The sequence below is a fragment of the Amycolatopsis nivea genome, assembly GCF_004522235.1.
GTDB classification, from domain to species: domain Bacteria; phylum Actinomycetota; class Actinomycetes; order Mycobacteriales; family Pseudonocardiaceae; genus Amycolatopsis; species Amycolatopsis nivea.
Window position 1 is genome coordinate 89,316 of sequence record NZ_SDLT01000009.1, and the last position, 17,113, is coordinate 106,428.

The 17,113-nt window shown below is 69.2% G+C and carries 15 protein-coding genes; 10 read left to right on the forward strand and 5 right to left on the reverse strand.

The window, feature by feature from the left end:
• The first annotated feature begins 36 nt into the window (after positions 1-36).
• Positions 37-1,524: a CoA-acylating methylmalonate-semialdehyde dehydrogenase gene (locus tag EIZ44_RS13255; RefSeq protein WP_037817860.1), complete on the forward strand. Its 1,488-nt coding sequence runs from the start codon at positions 37-39 to the stop codon at positions 1,522-1,524.
• 42 nt (positions 1,525-1,566) lie between these two features.
• Here EIZ44_RS13255 and EIZ44_RS13260 read toward each other — a convergent pair whose 3' ends face one another.
• Entirely contained in the window at positions 1,567-2,325 is a 759-nt protein-coding gene (locus EIZ44_RS13260; RefSeq protein WP_037817858.1) for a GntR family transcriptional regulator, read from the reverse strand.
• Between the two features lie 108 nt (positions 2,326-2,433).
• Here EIZ44_RS13260 and EIZ44_RS13265 point away from each other — a divergent pair, with 108 nt between their 5' ends.
• Both EIZ44_RS13265 and EIZ44_RS13270 read left to right on the forward strand, forming a co-directional pair.
• Entirely contained in the window at positions 2,434-3,579 is a 1,146-nt protein-coding gene (locus tag EIZ44_RS13265) for a pyridoxal phosphate-dependent aminotransferase (RefSeq protein WP_037817856.1), read from the forward strand.
• 84 nt (positions 3,580-3,663) lie between these two features.
• Positions 3,664-4,509, forward strand: coding sequence for an SAM-dependent methyltransferase (locus EIZ44_RS13270; protein ID WP_134664847.1), 846 nt, complete (start codon positions 3,664-3,666; stop codon positions 4,507-4,509).
• Between the two features lie 96 nt (positions 4,510-4,605).
• Here the strand turns inward: EIZ44_RS13270 and EIZ44_RS13275 are convergent, their stop codons facing one another.
• Both EIZ44_RS13275 and EIZ44_RS13280 read right to left on the reverse strand, forming a co-directional pair.
• Entirely contained in the window at positions 4,606-6,132 is a 1,527-nt protein-coding gene (locus tag EIZ44_RS13275; RefSeq protein WP_134664849.1) for an MFS transporter, read from the reverse strand.
• A gap of 138 nt (positions 6,133-6,270) precedes the next feature.
• The gene (locus tag EIZ44_RS13280) at positions 6,271-6,897 is read right to left on the reverse strand and encodes a TetR/AcrR family transcriptional regulator (protein WP_134664851.1); all 627 of its coding nucleotides are present in this window, start codon (positions 6,895-6,897) and stop codon (positions 6,271-6,273) included.
• A 96-nt stretch (positions 6,898-6,993) separates the two neighbouring features.
• Between EIZ44_RS13280 and EIZ44_RS13285 the strand changes: the two genes are divergently transcribed.
• From EIZ44_RS13285 to EIZ44_RS13310, 6 genes are all read left to right on the forward strand, one after another.
• A complete protein-coding gene (locus EIZ44_RS13285; RefSeq protein ID WP_134664853.1) occupies positions 6,994-7,623 on the forward strand; it encodes a DUF5701 family protein in 630 nt (209 codons plus the stop codon).
• A gap of 611 nt (positions 7,624-8,234) precedes the next feature.
• Complete coding sequence (locus tag EIZ44_RS13290) at positions 8,235-8,873, forward strand: CatB-related O-acetyltransferase (protein WP_439098595.1); 639 nt, start codon at positions 8,235-8,237, stop codon at positions 8,871-8,873.
• A gap of 18 nt (positions 8,874-8,891) precedes the next feature.
• Positions 8,892-9,731, forward strand: a complete 840-nt coding sequence (locus tag EIZ44_RS13295; RefSeq protein ID WP_134664857.1) for an aminoglycoside adenylyltransferase domain-containing protein — start codon at positions 8,892-8,894, stop codon at positions 9,729-9,731.
• 122 nt (positions 9,732-9,853) lie between these two features.
• Complete coding sequence (locus EIZ44_RS13300; RefSeq protein ID WP_134728812.1) at positions 9,854-11,284, forward strand: pyridoxal phosphate-dependent decarboxylase family protein; 1,431 nt, start codon at positions 9,854-9,856, stop codon at positions 11,282-11,284.
• 240 nt (positions 11,285-11,524) lie between these two features.
• Complete coding sequence (locus EIZ44_RS13305) at positions 11,525-12,553, forward strand: DNA polymerase III subunit beta family protein (RefSeq protein WP_205670034.1); 1,029 nt, start codon at positions 11,525-11,527, stop codon at positions 12,551-12,553.
• Positions 12,550-13,035 carry a hypothetical protein gene (locus EIZ44_RS13310; RefSeq protein WP_134728813.1) on the forward strand — a complete coding sequence of 162 codons (486 nt, stop codon included), beginning with the start codon at positions 12,550-12,552 and terminating at the stop codon, positions 13,033-13,035. The genes EIZ44_RS13305 and EIZ44_RS13310 overlap by 4 nt, the downstream gene beginning before the upstream one ends.
• Positions 13,036-13,377: 342 nt before the next feature.
• On the opposite strand, the gene menC is transcribed toward EIZ44_RS13310, so the two are convergent.
• Together menC and EIZ44_RS13320 are read right to left on the reverse strand one after the other, a co-directional pair.
• Entirely contained in the window at positions 13,378-14,487 is a 1,110-nt protein-coding gene (gene menC, locus EIZ44_RS13315; protein ID WP_134728815.1) for an o-succinylbenzoate synthase, read from the reverse strand.
• Positions 14,484-15,338, reverse strand: a complete 855-nt coding sequence (locus tag EIZ44_RS13320) for a hypothetical protein (RefSeq protein WP_134728817.1) — start codon at positions 15,336-15,338, stop codon at positions 14,484-14,486. Before EIZ44_RS13320 ends, menC begins: the two co-directional genes overlap by 4 nt.
• A 92-nt stretch (positions 15,339-15,430) precedes the next feature.
• On the opposite strand from EIZ44_RS13320, the gene EIZ44_RS13325 reads away from it, so the two are divergent.
• Positions 15,431-17,005 (forward strand): PucR family transcriptional regulator, encoded by a 1,575-nt coding sequence (locus EIZ44_RS13325; RefSeq protein WP_134728819.1) that lies wholly within the window; start codon positions 15,431-15,433, stop codon positions 17,003-17,005.
• The last annotated feature ends 108 nt before the right edge of the window (positions 17,006-17,113 follow it).

The window sequence follows — 17,113 nt, forward strand, 5'->3', positions numbered from 1 at the left end:
GCTGCCCGAAACCCTGACCAGAAGGCGAGTTCCCTCGTGCACCCTACCATCCGACACCGCATCGGCGGCCGGGAAACCACCGGTCATTCGACCCGGACCGCGCCGGTGTGGAACCCGGCTACCGGCGAGCGCCAAGCCGACGTCCTGCTCGCCGAGCCGGCCGACGTCAACGCCGCGGTGCGAGCCGCGCGCATCGCGGCGCCGGACTGGGCCGACACCTCGGTCATGCGCCGGGCGCGGCTCATGTTCGCGTTCCGCACGTTGGTCGAAAGCCGACTCGACGACCTGGCACGGATCGTTTCCGCCGAACACGGCAAGGTTTTCGAGGACGCGAAGGGCGAACTCGTCCGCGGCCTGGAGGTGATCGATTTCGCCTGCGGGATCCCGCAGCTGCTCAAAGGCGAGTACTCCGACCAGGTCTCGACCGGCGTCGACCTGTTTTCCTTCCGGCAGCCGCTCGGCGTGTGCGCGGGCATCACGCCCTTCAACTTTCCCGCCATGGTCCCGATGTGGATGCATCCGATCGCCATCGCGACCGGCAATACGTTCGTGCTCAAACCGTCCGAACGCGACCCTTCCGCGGCCAACTTCGTCGCCGAACTCTACGCCGAGGCCGGTTTGCCCGACGGCGTCTTCAACGTCGTGCACGGCGACAAGGTCGCGGTGGACGCGTTGCTGGACCATCCGGACGTCGCCGCGGTGTCGTTCGTCGGCTCGACCCCGATCGCGCGGTACGTGCACGAGCGCGCGACCGCGAACGGCAAGCGCGTGCAGGCGCTCGGCGGCGCGAAGAACCACGCCGTCGTCCTGCCCGACGCCGATCTCGAAAACGCGGCCGAGCACCTGGTTTCCGCCGCGTACGGATCTGCGGGCCAGCGGTGCATGGCGATTTCGGTGGCCGTCGCGGTCGGTGACGTGGCCGAGCCGCTGGTCAAGCTGATCGGCGAAAAGGCCCGTGCGATCAAGGTCGGTCCGGGGCTGGCACCAGGGTCTGAGATGGGACCTGTCGTGTCGCCGGAAGCACTCGAGCGCGTCCGGGGCTACCTCGACGCCGGGGTCGCGGCGGGTGCCGAACTCGTCGTCGACGGGAGAGATATCACCGTCGAGGACAGCGGATTCTTCGTCGGGCCAACGCTTTTCGACGGCGTGACCCCCGAGATGAGCGTCTACCGCGACGAGATCTTCGGCCCGGTGCTCGTGGTCGTGCGCGTCGATTCGCTGACCGAGGCGATCGACCTGATCAACGCGAGCGACTGGGCCAACGGCACCGCGATTTTCACCGGCAGCGGCCGGGCGGCGCGGCAGTTCCAGCGGTCGGTGCAGGTCGGGATGATCGGCGTGAACGTCCCGATCCCTGTGCCGATGGCGTTCTACTCGTTCGGCGGCTGGAAACAGTCCCTGTTCGGCGCGCACCACATGCACGGCCCCGAGGGCGTCGCCTTCTACACCCGCGCCAAGGCGGTGACCAGCCGCTGGCCGGAGGCGCCAGAGGAGGCGAGCCTGCACTTCCCGACCGCGGTCTGAGCGGAGCGGTCCGGGGAGACCGTGCTCCCCGGACCGCACCGGTCAATTCAGCGGTATTTCGATGTTCGCCCTGCTGACCGAAGTGCTCTTGGTCAGCACTTGGAGCACGTCACGGCGCACCCGCTCGCACCGGGCCCGCATCGAGAAGCGCGCACCCTCCGCGTCACGGTCGCGCAGGCTCTCGAAAATCGCGTGCAGTTCACCCGGCGGGCTCGCGACGTCCGGAGCGATCATCAACACCATCCGCAGCACCCGTTCCAGTTCGTCGAGGACGTCGACGAGCGATTTGACGAGCCGGCTGTTGCCGCTGAAGTGGGCCATGATGGCCTCGAATTCGATCCCGACCGGCAGCCAGTCGTCGAGCGCCGTCTCGCCCGGGACGTAGTCCGATGCGATTTTCGACAGCACTTCGAGCCGCTCGATCGCGGGCACCGAGATGCCGTTGCGGGCCGCTTCGGCAGCCGCCTCTGCGGCCAGCAGCGTACGCAGGCCGCAGAGATCGTCGGTGTCCTGCAACGTGATCGAGCTGACGAGGTAGCCCGCGCGCGGAAGCGCGCTGACCAGACCGTCTCGGCGCAGCCGGGCCAGCGCCTCGCGCACCGGCGTCTTGCTGATCTGCCACTGCTGCGCGAGCGAGGTCTCGGTGAAACTGCTGCCGGGACGCAGCGTCAGATCGATGATCTGCCGGCGGATCGCCCGGTACGCCTGGCTGGTCCGGTCGAGGCCGGATTCGTCCTGGCCGACCAGCAGCAGCGCGGGGATGTGCGGCGTGCCGGTGAGAACGTCGTGGATGTCGGACACCCACTCAGAATACCAGTATTGCTGGTTGATATGGCACGGGTACATCTTCAGAGACCTCCAAAGATATCTACCGTTGATACTGATATCTCAATGTGCGAAGCTGCTCGTATGCCGCGAAGCAGTTCGACCTCCTGGACTCTCCCCGCCTCTCGCGATGTCCCGGCACTGGGCGCGCTGAGCGCTCGCGACCGGGCCCGCCGCACCGGCGTCCGGATGCTCCCGCTCGTGGGAGCCCCGGTCCTGCCGATGCCCGAACACGTCCGCGAGGCCGTCCGGCTGGCGATGGACAAACCCGACCCGCGCGACAGCCGGGGCCTTCCCGAACTCCGGTCGGCCATCGCCGCGGAACTCGGTCCCGGCATCGATCCCGAACGAAGGCTGCTGGTGACACACGGCGCGCAGCACGGGCTTTCCCTTGTGCTGCGCACCGTCCTCGAGCCGGGCGACGAGGTGATCGTGCCGACCCCGGCGTACTTCTTCGACGGGGCGATCCGCGAATCCGGCGCCGTGCCCGCGTACGTCCCCTCCCGAGAGGACTGGACCTTCGATCTCGACCGCATGGCCGCCGCGGTCACCCCGCGCAGCCGCGCCATTCTCCTGTGCAATCCGGTCAATCCCACCGGCTACCTCCCCAATGCCGCAACCATCGCCGCGGTGGTCGGCCTCGCCGCCCGCCACGGCCTTGTCGTGATCTCCGACGATTCGTGGCGGCACTTCGCCTATGACCGGAACGAACACCATCCGATCGAGGGAGCGGCCGGGGAGTGGCCGCACCTGATCACCGTCACCAGCCTCAGCAAGTACTACGCGCTGGCGACCTGGCGGATCGGCTATGTGCTGGCCCCGCCGGAAATCATCGACGCGATGGAACGCCGCCTGCAATGGGAAGCCGTCTGCTGCGGCGCGGTCGCACAGCACGCGGCGGCCGCCGCCCTCACCGGACCGCGCGAGTGGCTCGACCGCGAACTCGTGACGTACCAGCGGAAGCGCGACCTCGTGTGCGACGGCATCGCGGCCAGCGGGCTCCCCGCACCAGTGCGCCCCGGCGGCGGCGCGTTCCTGCTCGCCGATTGCGGCCGGCTCGGCGCTGCCCCGGAAGACATCGACCGAGCCTTGCTGCGCAACGGAGTCACCGCGATCCGCGGCGCCGACCTGCATGCTCCGGACACGCACGTCCGGCTCACCTTCGGCGCGCCGGAACCCGTGCTGGAGGAGCTGGTCAGCGCGCTGAAACGAGCCCTGCTGGAGTCTTAGCCGCACCGGTTTCGCGGCGTCCCCGAAGTCCGCTACTCTCGGTGTGGCATCTATCACCGTGTCAACACGCGGGAGGTACGCGTCGTGACCGACGCTGTCAACGCACCGCCGGGGGTCAACCCGAACCAGTCGAGCGCCGCCCGCGTGTACGACTATCTGCTGGGCGGGAAAGACAATTACGAGATCGACCGGCAGGTCGCCAGGGAAATCGCCCGGGTGATGCCGGACGTTGCGGAAACCGCGCGGGTCAACCGGCACCTGCTGACCCGGATCTGCCGGTTCCTCGCCTTCCACGCCGGCATCCGCCAGTACATCGACTGCGGTTCCGGCATGCCGACCTCGGAAAACGTGCACCAGATCGTCCAGCGCGGGGATTCGGGCGCGAAGGTCGTCTACGTCGACTACGACCCGGTGGTGGCCAGCCACGGGCGAGCGCTGCTCGACGAGAACGAATTCACCGAATACATCCAGGCGGATTTCTTCGACCCGCCGAGCATTCTCGACCATCCGACGGTCACCGAGCACCTCGACTGGAACCAGCCGATCGCGGTGCTGTTCCTGCTCGCCCTGCACCACCAGACCGGCGACCGCGAGGTCCCGGCGAAGGTGACGAAGGAATTCATCGACCGGCTCCCGTCCGGTTCGTACGTGGCGATCTCGCACCTGCTCGACCCGCACGACGGTTCCGAGGACGACGAAGCCGTGCAGGGCATCATCGAATCGATCCACAACGGGTCGATGAAGGACGTCTCGTCCCGCACCCGCGCCGAGATCAAGGAACTGTTCCACGGCATGGAACTGATCCCGAGCGGGCCGAACAAGCCCGCGGAAATCGTGCCGGTGGTCGAATGGTGGCCGGACGGCCCGCTGCTCAGCGAGCCGACGGTCGCCCAGCGGATCGTGGCGGTCGGGGTCGCGCGGAAACCCTGAGATCTTACGACTGCGGGCCGGTGGTCCGGCCGGGCTGAACGCTCGGCTGGACCACCGGCCCTCTTGTCACAGGTAAACCCGTTACCGCACAACAGGTTAAGACGCGACCGGCACCGGTTCCGCTGCCTTCGCCGCCGCCGGCGAACGCCGCAGCGCGACCATCCCCACCACCGCGAACACCACCACGATCGCCGCGCCGATCCCGGCGACCGTGTGCAGTCCCGAGCTGAACGCGTCGCGTGCCGTGGCCAGCAGCTGTTCGCCGGTCGCGCCGGGCAGCGTCGCCGACGCCTCCATCGCACCGGCCATGCTGTCGGTCGCCTGGGCGGCCGCCGCGGCGGGCACGTGGGCTGGTACCGCGATCTGGTCGCGGTACACCGCCGTCGCGACGCTGCCGAACACCGCGATCCCCATGGCGATCCCGAATTCCGCGCTGGTCTCCGACATCGCCGAAGCCGCGCCGGCCCGCTGCGGCGGGACCGAGCCGACCACCATTTCGGTGCACAGCACGCCCTGCGGCCCCATGCCGAAGCTGGCGACCGACATGCCCAGCACCACGAAAGCCACCCCGCCTGCCCCATTGGCGAGCGTGAACAACAGGATTCCGCCCGCCGCGATCAGCATTCCGAAGCCCAGTACGAATTCCGGCCGGAACCGGCGCGCCAGCCGCGGCGCGATCATCGACCCGGCGACCACCGCGAGCGCCTGCGGAACCAGCAGCAGCCCCGCGTCGACCGTGCTCAGCCCGGCGACCATCTGCAGATACTGGCTGACCAGCATGAACACGCCGCCCATGGTGACCGCGCCGACGAGCATGATCGCCACCGCCGCACTGAACGCGCGCACCCGGAACAACTGCAGGTCCAGCAGCGGATGCTCGAGCCGCCGCTGCCGCCGGACGAACACCACGCCGACCGCGAGCCCCGCGACGAGCACGACGATTTCGGTCAGGGACAAGCCGTTCTTGGCGATTTCCTTGAGCGCGTAGATGACCGGCAGGATCGCGGCGAGCGACAGGGCGACGCTGGCGAGGTCGAGGCGCCCGGCGGCGTTGTCGCGGTATTCGGGAACCAGCTTCGGCGCGGTCGCGAGCAGCAGGACCATCACCGGCACGCCCATCAGGAACACCGAACCCCAGCGGAAATGCTCCAGCAGGAACCCGCCCGCGACCGGGCCGACCACCATGCCGCCCATGAAACAGCTCATCCACACCGCGATCGCGGTGCCGCGCTGTTTGGGGTTCGGGAACATGTTGCTGATCAACGCGAGCGTCGACGGCATGAGCGTCGCCCCGGCGATCCCGAGCACGGCCCGCGCCGCGATCAGCATCTCCGGAGTGGTCGAGAACGCCGCCGCGACCGACGCGAGCCCGAATGCGCCGCCGCCGATCATCAGCAGCTTCCGCCTGCCGATCCGGTCGCCGAGCGTGCCCATCGTGACGAGGAATCCGGCGATCATGAAGCCGTAAATATCGATGATCCACAGCAATTGCGTGCTGGACGGCCGCAGATCCGCGGCGAGGTGCGGAACCGCGAGGTGCAGCACGCTCATGTCCAGCGACAACAGCACGGTCGGCAAGGCCAGTACTGCCAGGCCCAGCCACTCGCGTCGTCCGGCGCTCATTTCTGTCTCCCCTGCGTGTCTTTCCAGTCGTCTCACTGAAGCGACGATCGGGGTGCACGCGGATCGACATCACCGGGAAAACTTCTTCGGACGGCGGGGAGGCGGCTGCTCGAACACTGTCTGCGGAGGCTCCCCGGATCAGGCCACCGCGTAGTCCCCCAGCGCAGGTTCCAGCAGGTCGAACGCCCGCGCCGCCTCCGCCGCGACCGTCTCCGCGACCTCGTCGGCGGGCCGTCCGGCCAGCGTCAGCTCCTCGATCCGCTGGAACAGGCTGTGGTGCACGGCCCCCAGCACCGCGGCTGCCGTGCGGACGGTGATGTCCGTCCGGGGGCTGCCGACTGCGTCGGCCAGTGCCTGGGCCAGCGCCCGTTCCCGCTGTTCGTGCAGGCCGCGCAGGCAGGCGGACAGCGTCGGGCTCTCGGCGATCATCCGGCTGAACTCCAGCCCGGCGAACCCGACGACCGGGTCCCTCGTCGCGACCGCCGCCTCGAACGCCCGCCGCAGCGCCGCGAGCGCCGACTCCCCCGGTTCGCGCGCCCACACCGCCGCCGCCAGGGTCGCGACGAACTCGTCCTGATGGTCGAGGACCAGGTCTTCCTTGCGGGCGAAGTAGTTGGTCACCGTCTTCTTCGCGACCCGCGCGGCCGCCGCGACCTGCGCGATCGTCGTCTCCTCGAAGCCCTGCTCCAGGAACAGCCGCGTCGCGTGGTCGGAGATCAGCTGGCGCGTCTCCTGCTTCTTGGCTTCCCGCAGGCCCACATCCATCGAAAACTTACCTCCGACGTAAATTTACCTTGACACCCATGTGGAGACTCGGCATACTTTTACTACCGACGTAAATATAGCCCGAAGGAGAACCACTTGTCGATCGCTGCCCTCCCGTCGCTCGCGGACCAGGCAGACCACCTCATCGCGCTGGGAGTGCCCGAGATCGCCCAGCTTTCCGCCGACGACTTGCGTGCTTTCGCCGCGGAGCACCACGTCGCCGACGGCGCGCTGCTGGCGGTCCACCCGGACCGGGCACCCGCGTCGGCGCTCTCGCCGCTGCTCCGGCGCGAAGGAAAGGCCGGATTCGTCGTCACCGACATGCCGGACGTCGACCAGTTCGCGCCGCGCGACATCGACCTGCCCGACGCACCGCTGTACCTCGTCACCGGCCTCGACCGCGGCGACGAGATGGCCAACTGGAGCCCCGAGGAAGCCCTGCCCGCGATCACCAAGGCCGGGCGCAGTCCACTGCTGCTCACCGAGGGGATTCACTGGGTGCTGCAGCAACCGTCGGCGCTCGAGCGCAACCATTGCTTCATGACCATCGGCTCCCGGCTGCGCAAGGAGAACGGCAAATTCGACGCCCGCACGCCGGCACTGTGGATCAGCAACGGCACCGGCCGCGACGGCAGCGAACGCCGCAACGCCCCGAAGGTCGGCTGGTGCTGGTGGGGCAACCGGCACACGTGGCTGGGTTTCGGGTCTGCTGCCGCCCGTTGCTGAGCCCGTTGCCTCTTGCCGAGCCTTCCGCCGAACCCACCGCTGTTCGCTGCTAAGCCCTCCGCCGAGCCTCGCAGCGTCCGCCGCTGAACCCATCGTCCACCGCCGAACCCACTGCTGTTCGCCGCTGAACCCGCCGATCTCAGCCTGTCACCGCCCACGCCTAACCCGCCGCCCACCGCCGAGCCCCTCACCGTCCGCCGCCGAACCCACCGCTGTTCGCCGCTGAACCCGTCACCGCGCGCTGCCGAACCTGCCACCGTCCGCCGATGAATCCGCCGCTGCTCGCAGCTAAGCCAGCCCACCGCCGAACCCCGTCGCCGTTCGCCGCTAAGCGCGCCGTCGAACCTGCCACCGCCCACCGCCCGCCGCCGGGGCCGCCGCCCACTGCCGAGCCCCTCACCGTCCGCCGCTGAACCCGCCGCCCACCGCCGAATCCACCACCGTCCGCTGCCGAATCTGCCGCTGTCCGCCGTTGAATCCGCCGTTGCTCGCCGCTAAGCCAGCCCACCGCCCAGCGCCGAACCCGCCATCGCTCGCGGCTGAACCCGCCGCCCCCTGCCGAGCCCGCCGTTGAACCCGCCGCCGAGCCTGTCACCGCGAGGAGAGAACCCATTTCCCCCGATCCGAACGTCCTGCACCCGATGCCCGAGCAGCCGCGAGTGGTGCTGCTGAAACCGCTGGTCACGTCGCCGCTGATTGACGTCGGCGAGTTCTCCTACTACGACGACCCGGACGAGCCGACCGCCTTCGAGACTCGCAACGTGCTGTACCACTACGGGCCGGAGAGGCTCGTGATCGGCAAGTACTGCGCGCTCGGCGAGGGCGTGCGGTTCATCATGAACGGCGCGAACCACCGGATGGACGGGCCGTCGACGTTCCCGTTCCCGATCATGGGCGGCGACTGGGCCGAGCACTTCGACGCCATCACCGGCCTGCCCGGCCGCGGCGACACGCTGCTGGGCAACGACGTCTGGCTCGGCTACCGGGCGATGGTCATGCCGGGCGTCCGCATCGGACACGGCGCGATCGTCGCGTCCGGGGCGGTCGTGGTCGACGACGTGCCCGACTACGGCATCGTCGGCGGCAACCCGGCCAAGCTGATCCGCCGCCGGTATCGCGACGAGGACGTCGAACGACTGTTGGCGATCGCGTGGTGGGACTGGCCGTTGGACCACCTCACCAAGCACGTCCGCACGGTCATGTCCGGCAGCGTCGACGACCTGGCGAGGGCCGCCGCCGAACTCGCGTAACTCGGTAACGTGGCAGGCGTGCCGAGTGAGATACCTGAGGAAGTCCGCCGAAGCACCACACTGTTTCTGTCCACAGTGGACTTAGCCGCGCCCGGGTTGGTGACGGGTTTTTACCTGGTCGGTTCGGTCTGCTTCGGCGACTTCCACGCCCGCGGCGCCGGGCGCGGACGGCTGAGCACCGCCAGCGACATCGATTTCGTCGCGGTCACTGATCGACGTCCGGATCGGGTTGAGATTTCAGCGCTGGCGCAGGCTCATGCCACGACAGTCACCCGGTTTCCGAAGCCGCATTTCGACGGCTCCGTGCTCACCTGGGCCGATCTCGCCGCCGGGCCCGACGACTGCCCGGACGTTCCGTGCGCACAGGAAAGCCGTTTCACCGAGGCGGGACGAGACGGTCTCAACCCGGTGACGTTCTGCGAACTCGCCAGGCGCGGGATCGCGCTGCGCGGACCGGAGCCGTCCGATGTGGACGTTTGGGCGGATCAGGATGCCTTGCGCGCGTTCACTGTCGACAACCTGAGCAGCTACTGGCGGCCGTGGTGGGAGAAGAACCGGCGCACCAGTGCGTTGTCGCTCGCGCTCGGGATGAGCCCGCTGTTCCCGGTGTGGGCGGTGCTCGGGGTGAGCCGTCTGCACCATCTCGTCGCCACCGGGGAGCTGACTTCCAAAACTGGCGCAGGACGTTATGCAGCAAGGCAACTCGACCCTCGCTGGCAGCGCATCATCGCCGAGAGCTTGAGCCTGCGCACTGGTGGTGCGGAAGGTCGACGAAGCTACCGGAACCCCCTGGCCCGGCGACGCGACACGCTCGCGTTCCTGGACGCCACCATCGACGACGCACTCACCCTGGCCTAGCGCACGAATCGGGCCAGCAATGGCCGGATTTACTTCCTTGCGGCACCGTTCGAGTCCACTTAGCCTCGTCTCAAGCTAGTACAGAACCTGTTACGTGCTAGCACAATCTGGGGAGAGGGCTGATGACGAGCGAGCAGGACCGCGGCGGGGTGGCGACGGACGCGGAATCGGCGGCGAAGCTGCTGCACGGTGTCGTAGATCAGCTGGTCGAGGGGTGGCGCACGCGGCCGAAGCACCCGGCGAGCCCGGTGACCGCCGACGCCGCGGAGATCCGCGCCTGGCTCGACAAGTACCCGCTCGAGAGGCCGGAAGACCTTGAACAGGCCGTCCCGGAGGTGCTCGCCGCGCTCGATCGCTGGACCGTGCACACCGATCACCCGGGGTATTTCGGGCTGTTCAACCCGTCCGCGACCTGGGCAGCAGTCACCGGAGATCTCATCACCGCGGCGGTGAATCCGCAGCTTGCCGCGTGGAGCCACGCACCGTTCGCGGTCGAGGCGGAACAGCGGTGCATCGACCTGTTCTCCGCGCGGCTCGGCCTCCCGGCCACCGCGGGCGGCCATTTCACGAGCGGCGGCGCGGAGGCCAACGCGACCGCGGTGCTGACCGCGCTCACCCACGCGTTTCCCCAGTACAGCACCGGCGGCCTGCGTGCCCTCGACGCCGCGCCAGTGTTCTACGCCGGTGCGGATTCCCATCTGGCCTGGCTGAAAATCGCCCACGCCGCCGGTCTCGGCCGCGACGCGTGCCGACTGGTGCCGTCCGACGCAAGCGGCCGGATGGACGTCGCCGCACTCGAAGCCTTGCTCGCCGAAGACCGGCGGGACGGCAAGGCGCCGTTCCTCGTCGTCGCCACGGCCGGGACCACCGGGGCGGGAATGATCGACCCGCTGCCGCGCATCGCCGATCTCGCACACGACGCCGGGCTGCGGTTCCATGTAGACGCGGCCTGGGGCGGAGCCGTCTGCCTGTCGGATCGGCTGCGCGGCGTGCTGACCGGCATCGAACGCGCGGACACGATCACCGTCGACGCGCATAAGTGGCTGTCAGTGCCGATGGGCGCGGGGATGTTCTTCACCCGCGACCGAGCCGAGCTGAATTCGTCGTTCACCGTGTCGACCTCGTATATGCCGGGCCAAGTCGACGACACTGCCGACCCGTACACGACGAGCAATCAATGGTCGCGGCGGTTCATCGGACTGAAGCTGTGGCTGAGTCTGCTGGCATACGGAGTTTCCGGCTACGGCACCCAGATCGAACACGACGCGGCGCTCGGGCAGGAGTTGCGGGATCAGCTCACGGGCGCGGGTTGGCTCGCCATCAACGACACTCCGCTGCCGATCGTCTGCGTGACGCGCGCGGACGCACCCGCCGATCCGACGGAATCCTGGCAGTGGCACAGCGACCTCGCGGACCGGGTCAACGCCACCGGCTCCGCGTGGGTGAGCCCAGTCCGCGTCGCGGGACGACCGGCGTTGCGGGTGTGCGTCATCAGTTGGCGCACGCGAACCGAGGACATCGTGCGGCTGCGCGAGCTTCTGGACCGGGTCTGAGCGCGATCGGCGCCACCGTGCTGAAGGAGGCCGAAGGAAACCCACCCAGGACTACGCCGATCCGGCCAGGCATCCCCTCAGCCTGTGCTGGCTGGTCGCCGAGCAGCCAGACCGAGTAACCGCGCCCACCGGACAGCGCCGCCTCCTCGATCGGGCCAGTCACCCGTCTGCACTAGGACGATCCCGTGGTCACCGTGCTGCGGTTGACCTTCAAGCTGCTTGAACCCCGATGATGGGCGGGTGCCCGACCTGCTGACCATCGGAGCGTTCGCCCGCCGCTGCGGCCTCACCGCCAGCGCGCTGCGCTTCTACGCCGATTCCGGACTCGTGCGCCCGATCCGGGTCGACGAGGAATCCGGCTATCGCTACTACTCCCCCGGCCAGGTCTCGGCCGCCCTGCTCGTCCGGCGGTTGCGGGAGATCGGCCTGCCGCTGGAGCGAGTCAGCGCGGTCCTCGCCGCCGACCCGGCCGAAGCGTCGCGGATCATCGACGACCACGTCGCCGGGTTGGTATCTCAGGTGCACCAGGCCCGGGAAACCGCCGCGGCGGTAAAGGCGACGCTGTGCACCCCGGCACCGGCACCGTCGGTCCGGCTCACCGGCCCGGTCTTCACCGCCGCCGTCGAGCAGGTGCTGACCGCGACGACGCAGGACCTCCCCGTGCTGAATGGCGTGCACCTGGAGGTCTCCCCAGAGGCGATCGTGCTCACCGCCACCGACCGGTACCGCCTCTCGACCCGCACCCTCGTCCCAGCCGAACCAAGCACCTCCACCTGGACCGCGACCGTCGACGCCGACGACCTGCGGGTAGCAATGCCGTGGACGCGCCGGCAACACGAACTCCACCTGAGCCTCCACGCCGACGAGATCTCCTTCCAGGGCGACGCCGTACGAACGTGCCGCACGCTCACCGACGACTTCCCCGACTACCGCCTGATGCTCGCGTCATTGCCAGAAGTCCTTACGAGGGCGGTGATATCTCGCAACCCGCTCGTGGCATGTCTAGAGCGCCAATGCACCCCGCAGATCCAACTGGACCTCTCCGCCACCGCCGTCACAGTCGGCACCGAAGCAATCCCCGCGGACGTCACCGGCCCGCCGATCTCGCTCTCGTTCGCCGTGAGCACGCTGCACCCGGCGATCAGCACCGCCGTCGGCCCGGACGTGATGCTGGACGTCGCGGGCTCGCACCTGCCAGTCGTCGTGCGCTCCGCCGACGACGGCGACCTGACCACCCTCGCCATGCCAGTGAAAGGACCTGCCGAATGACGGACACGATGGCCGAGATCACCGCCGCAGTCACGCAAGGCCGAGCGGGCGCGCCGGATGCCGCGCGGGCGCGTCTGCAGGAACTGTGGGACGAACTCGGCCCGGGCGGCGATCCGTTCTACCGCTGCGTTCTCGCGCACTACCAAGCAGATCTGTTCGCTGACCCGGCAGAGGCACTGGTCTGGGATGTCAGAGCCCTGGACGCCGCCGCGACGGTCACCGACGAGCACGTCCAATCCCACGACGCCGGGCTCCGGATCGCGGGCTTCTACCCGTCACTGCACCTGAACTTGGCCGACAACTTCCGCCGCCTGGGCTCGTTCTCCGCAGCGGCGGAACAGCTCGCCGCAGCGCGAGCATGTCAGGACGCACTGGCCGACGACGGATACGGCGCGATGATCCGCCAGGCGATCGACGGCGTTGCGGATGCGATTGAGCGCCGGTCCACCGAACGACGCGCTACGGCGCCGGGGGTCGGATAGGCGGGACAAGGCTCGGCGGATGGGTCCGGGCGGTTGCCGCGCAGGGGACGCCGCAACCGCCCGGAGGTCTAGCGGAGGTCGCGGACCAGTGCGCCCACGATCGCGTCCATCCGGTCTGACTGGGCCGCCGAATATTCTGCTGTGTCACTGAACACGATGACCGAGCGTTTTCCGTCACTGCGCTGCGGAAGTCGTGGCCGCTGGTGGTTTCGCTGCAGCAGTCGCCGGATGGTGATCTTGCGGGATTGGATGGGTTTGGCGGAGCACGCGGCGGCGGATGCGGTGGGTGCTCCGCCAAGGTTGCGGTCCAAGCTCGCATGTCGTCTCCTTCTGCTGGAATCGTCAGCCTGCGAAGAGGGTTTGCGAAGCCACGGTGTGCTTGCGCAGCGCGAGCAGATCGACAGCGACGCCGCCGCCCGGGCCGTCTGGAATGGACAGACAGCCGTCTTCTAGCTCGAACGGCGCAGTGAGATCGGTGGCGTAGTAACGGCTCGACGCTGAGATATCGTTCGGCAGCACGAAACCCGGCAGTGCGGCTAGGGCGAGGTTCTGCGCGCGGCCGATGCCGGTTTCCAGCATTCCGCCGCACCACACCGGGATTCCGTGTGCGGCACACACGTCGTGGATTCGTCGTGCTTCGAGGTATCCGCCGACGCGGCTGGGTTTGATGTTGATGATCCGGCACGCTCCCAACCGGATCGCGAACGCGGCGTCGCGGGCGGAGCAGATCGACTCGTCCAGGCAGATCGGGGTCCGCAGGAGTTTCGCGAGTTCGACGTGTCCGCCGAGGTCGTCCGCGGCGAGTGGTTGTTCTAGCTGGACCAGGCTGAACTCGTCCAGGCGGCGCAGATGGTCCGCGTCGGACAGGGAGTAGGCGGTGTTCGCGTCGGCCTGCAGCAGCAGGTCTGGGCCGAACTCGGCGCGGACGGCGCGTATTGGTTCGAGGTCCCAGCCGGGTTCGATCTTCAGCTTGATCCGGACGTATCCCTCGGCCAGATAACCGGCGACGGTGTCGATCAATTCCGGCACGGTGTCGGTGATTCCGACGGAAACTCCGGCCGGGATCCGGTCGCGCACGCCGCCGAGGTAGGTCGACAACGGCATCGCGTAGGCGCGGCATTCCGCGTCGAGGATGGCGGTTTCGAGCAGGGCTTTCGCCAGCGGGTTTCCCTTGACCGGGGCCATCGCACCCGCGACCCGGGCGGCGGTCAGCTGCGGCAGGGCGGTGACGCGCGGGACGAGATGATCGCGCAGGATCTGTTCGGCTCCAGCGGCGAACTCCGGGCTGTACACCGGTTCCGGGTCGCCGCCGAATTCTGCCCAGCCCTCGCTGACGTCGGTCACCACGTGCAGCAGGAGTGTGTTGCGTTCGGTGTCCACTGAGCACGAAGTCCGGAATGGACGGACGAGGGGGAGGCTGACTTCGATCAGATCGATCCGTTCGATTTTCACGCCCGCTTCCCTTCGGTCAGGTGGTACCACCCGGAACGGCTGAACCCGGTGGCTGTGTAACCGTCGGCGAACAATGGGACGAGCGCCTCGCGGATCGCGTAGCGCCACTCCGCGCCGAGGCGCGCGTTCAACCGGCGGAGGCCCACGATGTCGGACGGGACCCGGCACCAATAGCCGGAACCGTCGCGGGCCAGGAACGGTTCGCCGTCGGGGGCGCGGCGCGGGTCGACGTCCACAGTGGTCAAGTCCGGACCCGGAAGCTGGGCCGGATTCGGGTCCCGCAGCGGCCACACCGCGGTGAAGCGGTCGGTTTCGTCCGCGGCGTTGACGCCGTCTTCGATCTTGCCGTAGAAGTCCACTGTGTACTCGGTTCCGCGTGCGCCGAGTTTCGCCAGGTTGAAGTGCGCGTTGCGGCTCACCAGCGGGTCGAAGGTCCAGACCATGGTTTCCGCACCCTGATCGAGCGCCCACACCCGCTGCGCCTGCTTCAACGCGAAACCCACGCCGCGGTCGCTCGCGCGCGCGGCGGCGATCAGGGAGTAGACCGCGCGGGTCACCGGCGGGCAGAAAATCAGCCCGGAGGCGGCGACAATGCCGTCGTCGTCCGCCGCGTAATGCACCGCACCGCCCGCGTGGACGACGGCGCGCAGGGCGTCCGCGCCGAACGGGGCGTGGGATTCCGGCGTCTGCCAGACCTGGGCGAGGAATCGCGACACCGCTTCGAGCGTCCGGACGTCGTCGGCGAGCCGGACCCGGACGCCCGCCCGGTTCGCGGCGCGCAGGGCGGTCGAGACGGCTGTGTCCGGGGCCGGAGGGAGTACGGTCGCTGGTGCGCCTGGTGGAACGTGCATGCTGACAGCCTCGCGGCCGGATCGTCCGGGTGCGTGCAGTGCTGGTCCAGAGATTCCGCGGATGTTTTGTGCGTCTGGCTAAAGAGGTGACGATGCTCGATCCGGTGGCGCCCGATCTCGGGCAGGTCCTCGCCGCGCTCGGCGCTTCGCTGCTGCGGCCGGTCACCCCGCTGCCGGACCGGCCGGTGCCGGTGTCCGGCGTGCTCATCCACGAGCGCCGCGGCGGTGCGCCGCCGGGGCAGGACACGATCCTGCTCGCGGTCGGGGCGGATCCGGCCGAGGCGAAAGATCTCATCCACGCGGAGGTGGGATATGCGGCGCTGGTGGTGAAAAGCTTCGGCGAACCCCTCACCGAGCTTTCGGACGCCGCGCAGGACGCCGGGGTGGTGCTGCTCGCCGCCGACGAGGCCGTGCCGTGGCACCACCTCGAAGCGATGATCTCCTCGGCGCTCGCGCCCGCCGTGCGCACGCCCGGCGCACCCGCGGCCGGCGATCTGTTCGCGCTGGCCAACGCGATCGCCGGGATGGTCGGCGGGGCGACCACGATCGAGGACCCCAACCGGCGGATCCTGGCGTATTCGACGCTGCCCGGCCAGCCCATCGACGACGGCCGCCGCCAGGGCATCCTCGGCCTGCAGGTGCCGGAGGGGCCGGTGTTCTACGACGACCAGTACCGCGAACTCGCGCGGACACGCCGGACCTGCCGGTTCCCGTCGCTGCCGGGCGGGCTGCCCCGGCTCGGCGTCGCGGTGCGGGCGGGCAGCGAGATGCTCGGGTCGATCTGGATGGTCGACGCCGACGACAGCCTCGACGAGACCGCCGAGCAAGCCCTGTTCGACGCCGCCGAGATCGCCGCACTGCACCTGCTGGCCGCGCGCACCGCGGTCGACGTGGTCCGTCGGCGGCGCGCTGACCTGCTGCAACGCCTGCTCGCCGACCCGAGCAGCGTCACCGCCGTCGCCCCGCAGCTCGGTTTGGACCCGGACGCGCCCGTCGCGGTCGCCGCGTTCACCGTCGCCGATCCAGAAGACGTCCTGGCCGCCCACGCGGCAACGCGGCTGGCCGATTTGGTGAGCCTGCACTGCGAGGCGCACTACGGCAGGCACGGCTGCGCGCTGATCGACGGGACGGTCTACGCGCTGCTCCCCAAGGGCCCCGCACACCGCGAACTGGTCGCCGACATCGCCCGCCGAGCCCACGGCGCGCTGCGGATGCCGGTGCAGGCCGGGCTCGGGTCGACGGTCCCCGGGCTCCGGTCGATCGCTTCCTCGCGGGCCGACGCGGACCTCGTCCTGCGGACACTGGTGGAACAGCGCACCGCGCCGGAACCGTGCCAGGTGGCGGCCATCGAGGAGGTGTGGGCCGGGGCGACGTTGTCCGTGCTGGCGCAGTTGCTGGCCGGTGACACGTCTTTGCCGCGGCGTTTGGGCCCGGCGGTGCGGGCGCACGACGTCGAGCACGGGACCACGTACGCGCCGACGATCCTCGCTTACCTCGACACCAACGGCGACATCGCGGCCGCGTCGACGCGGTTGTCGGTGCACCCGAACACGATCCGGTACCGGCTTTCGCGGGCGGAGGAAATCTTCGGGTTCGATCTGGCGGATCCGGACGAGCGGCTGGTGCTGTGGCTGCGGTTGCGGCTCGGGGACCAGCTCGGCTGGTGAACGACTTCTCGGCGTTCACCGACGGCGGACGGCTCGGGTCGCGGCGATGAGGTGGACGGCGGTCTCCTGCCACGGCCCGGTTCCGGCCGGATCGCGGCAGCCCTGGAC

Coding starts and splice junctions, on each gene's coding strand:
- EIZ44_RS13310 (WP_134728813.1), top strand. CDS start 12,550: ATGACGGACACGATGGCCGAGATCACCGCCGCAGTCACGCAAGGCCGA.
- EIZ44_RS13300 (WP_134728812.1), top strand. CDS start 9,854: ATGACGAGCGAGCAGGACCGCGGCGGGGTGGCGACGGACGCGGAATCG.
- EIZ44_RS13320 (WP_134728817.1), bottom strand. CDS start 15,338: ATGCACGTTCCACCAGGCGCACCAGCGACCGTACTCCCTCCGGCCCCG.
- EIZ44_RS13265 (WP_037817856.1), top strand. CDS start 2,434: ATGCCGCGAAGCAGTTCGACCTCCTGGACTCTCCCCGCCTCTCGCGAT.
- EIZ44_RS13280 (WP_134664851.1), bottom strand. CDS start 6,897: ATGGATGTGGGCCTGCGGGAAGCCAAGAAGCAGGAGACGCGCCAGCTG.
- EIZ44_RS13275 (WP_134664849.1), bottom strand. CDS start 6,132: ATGAGCGCCGGACGACGCGAGTGGCTGGGCCTGGCAGTACTGGCCTTG.
- EIZ44_RS13325 (WP_134728819.1), top strand. CDS start 15,431: ATGCTCGATCCGGTGGCGCCCGATCTCGGGCAGGTCCTCGCCGCGCTC.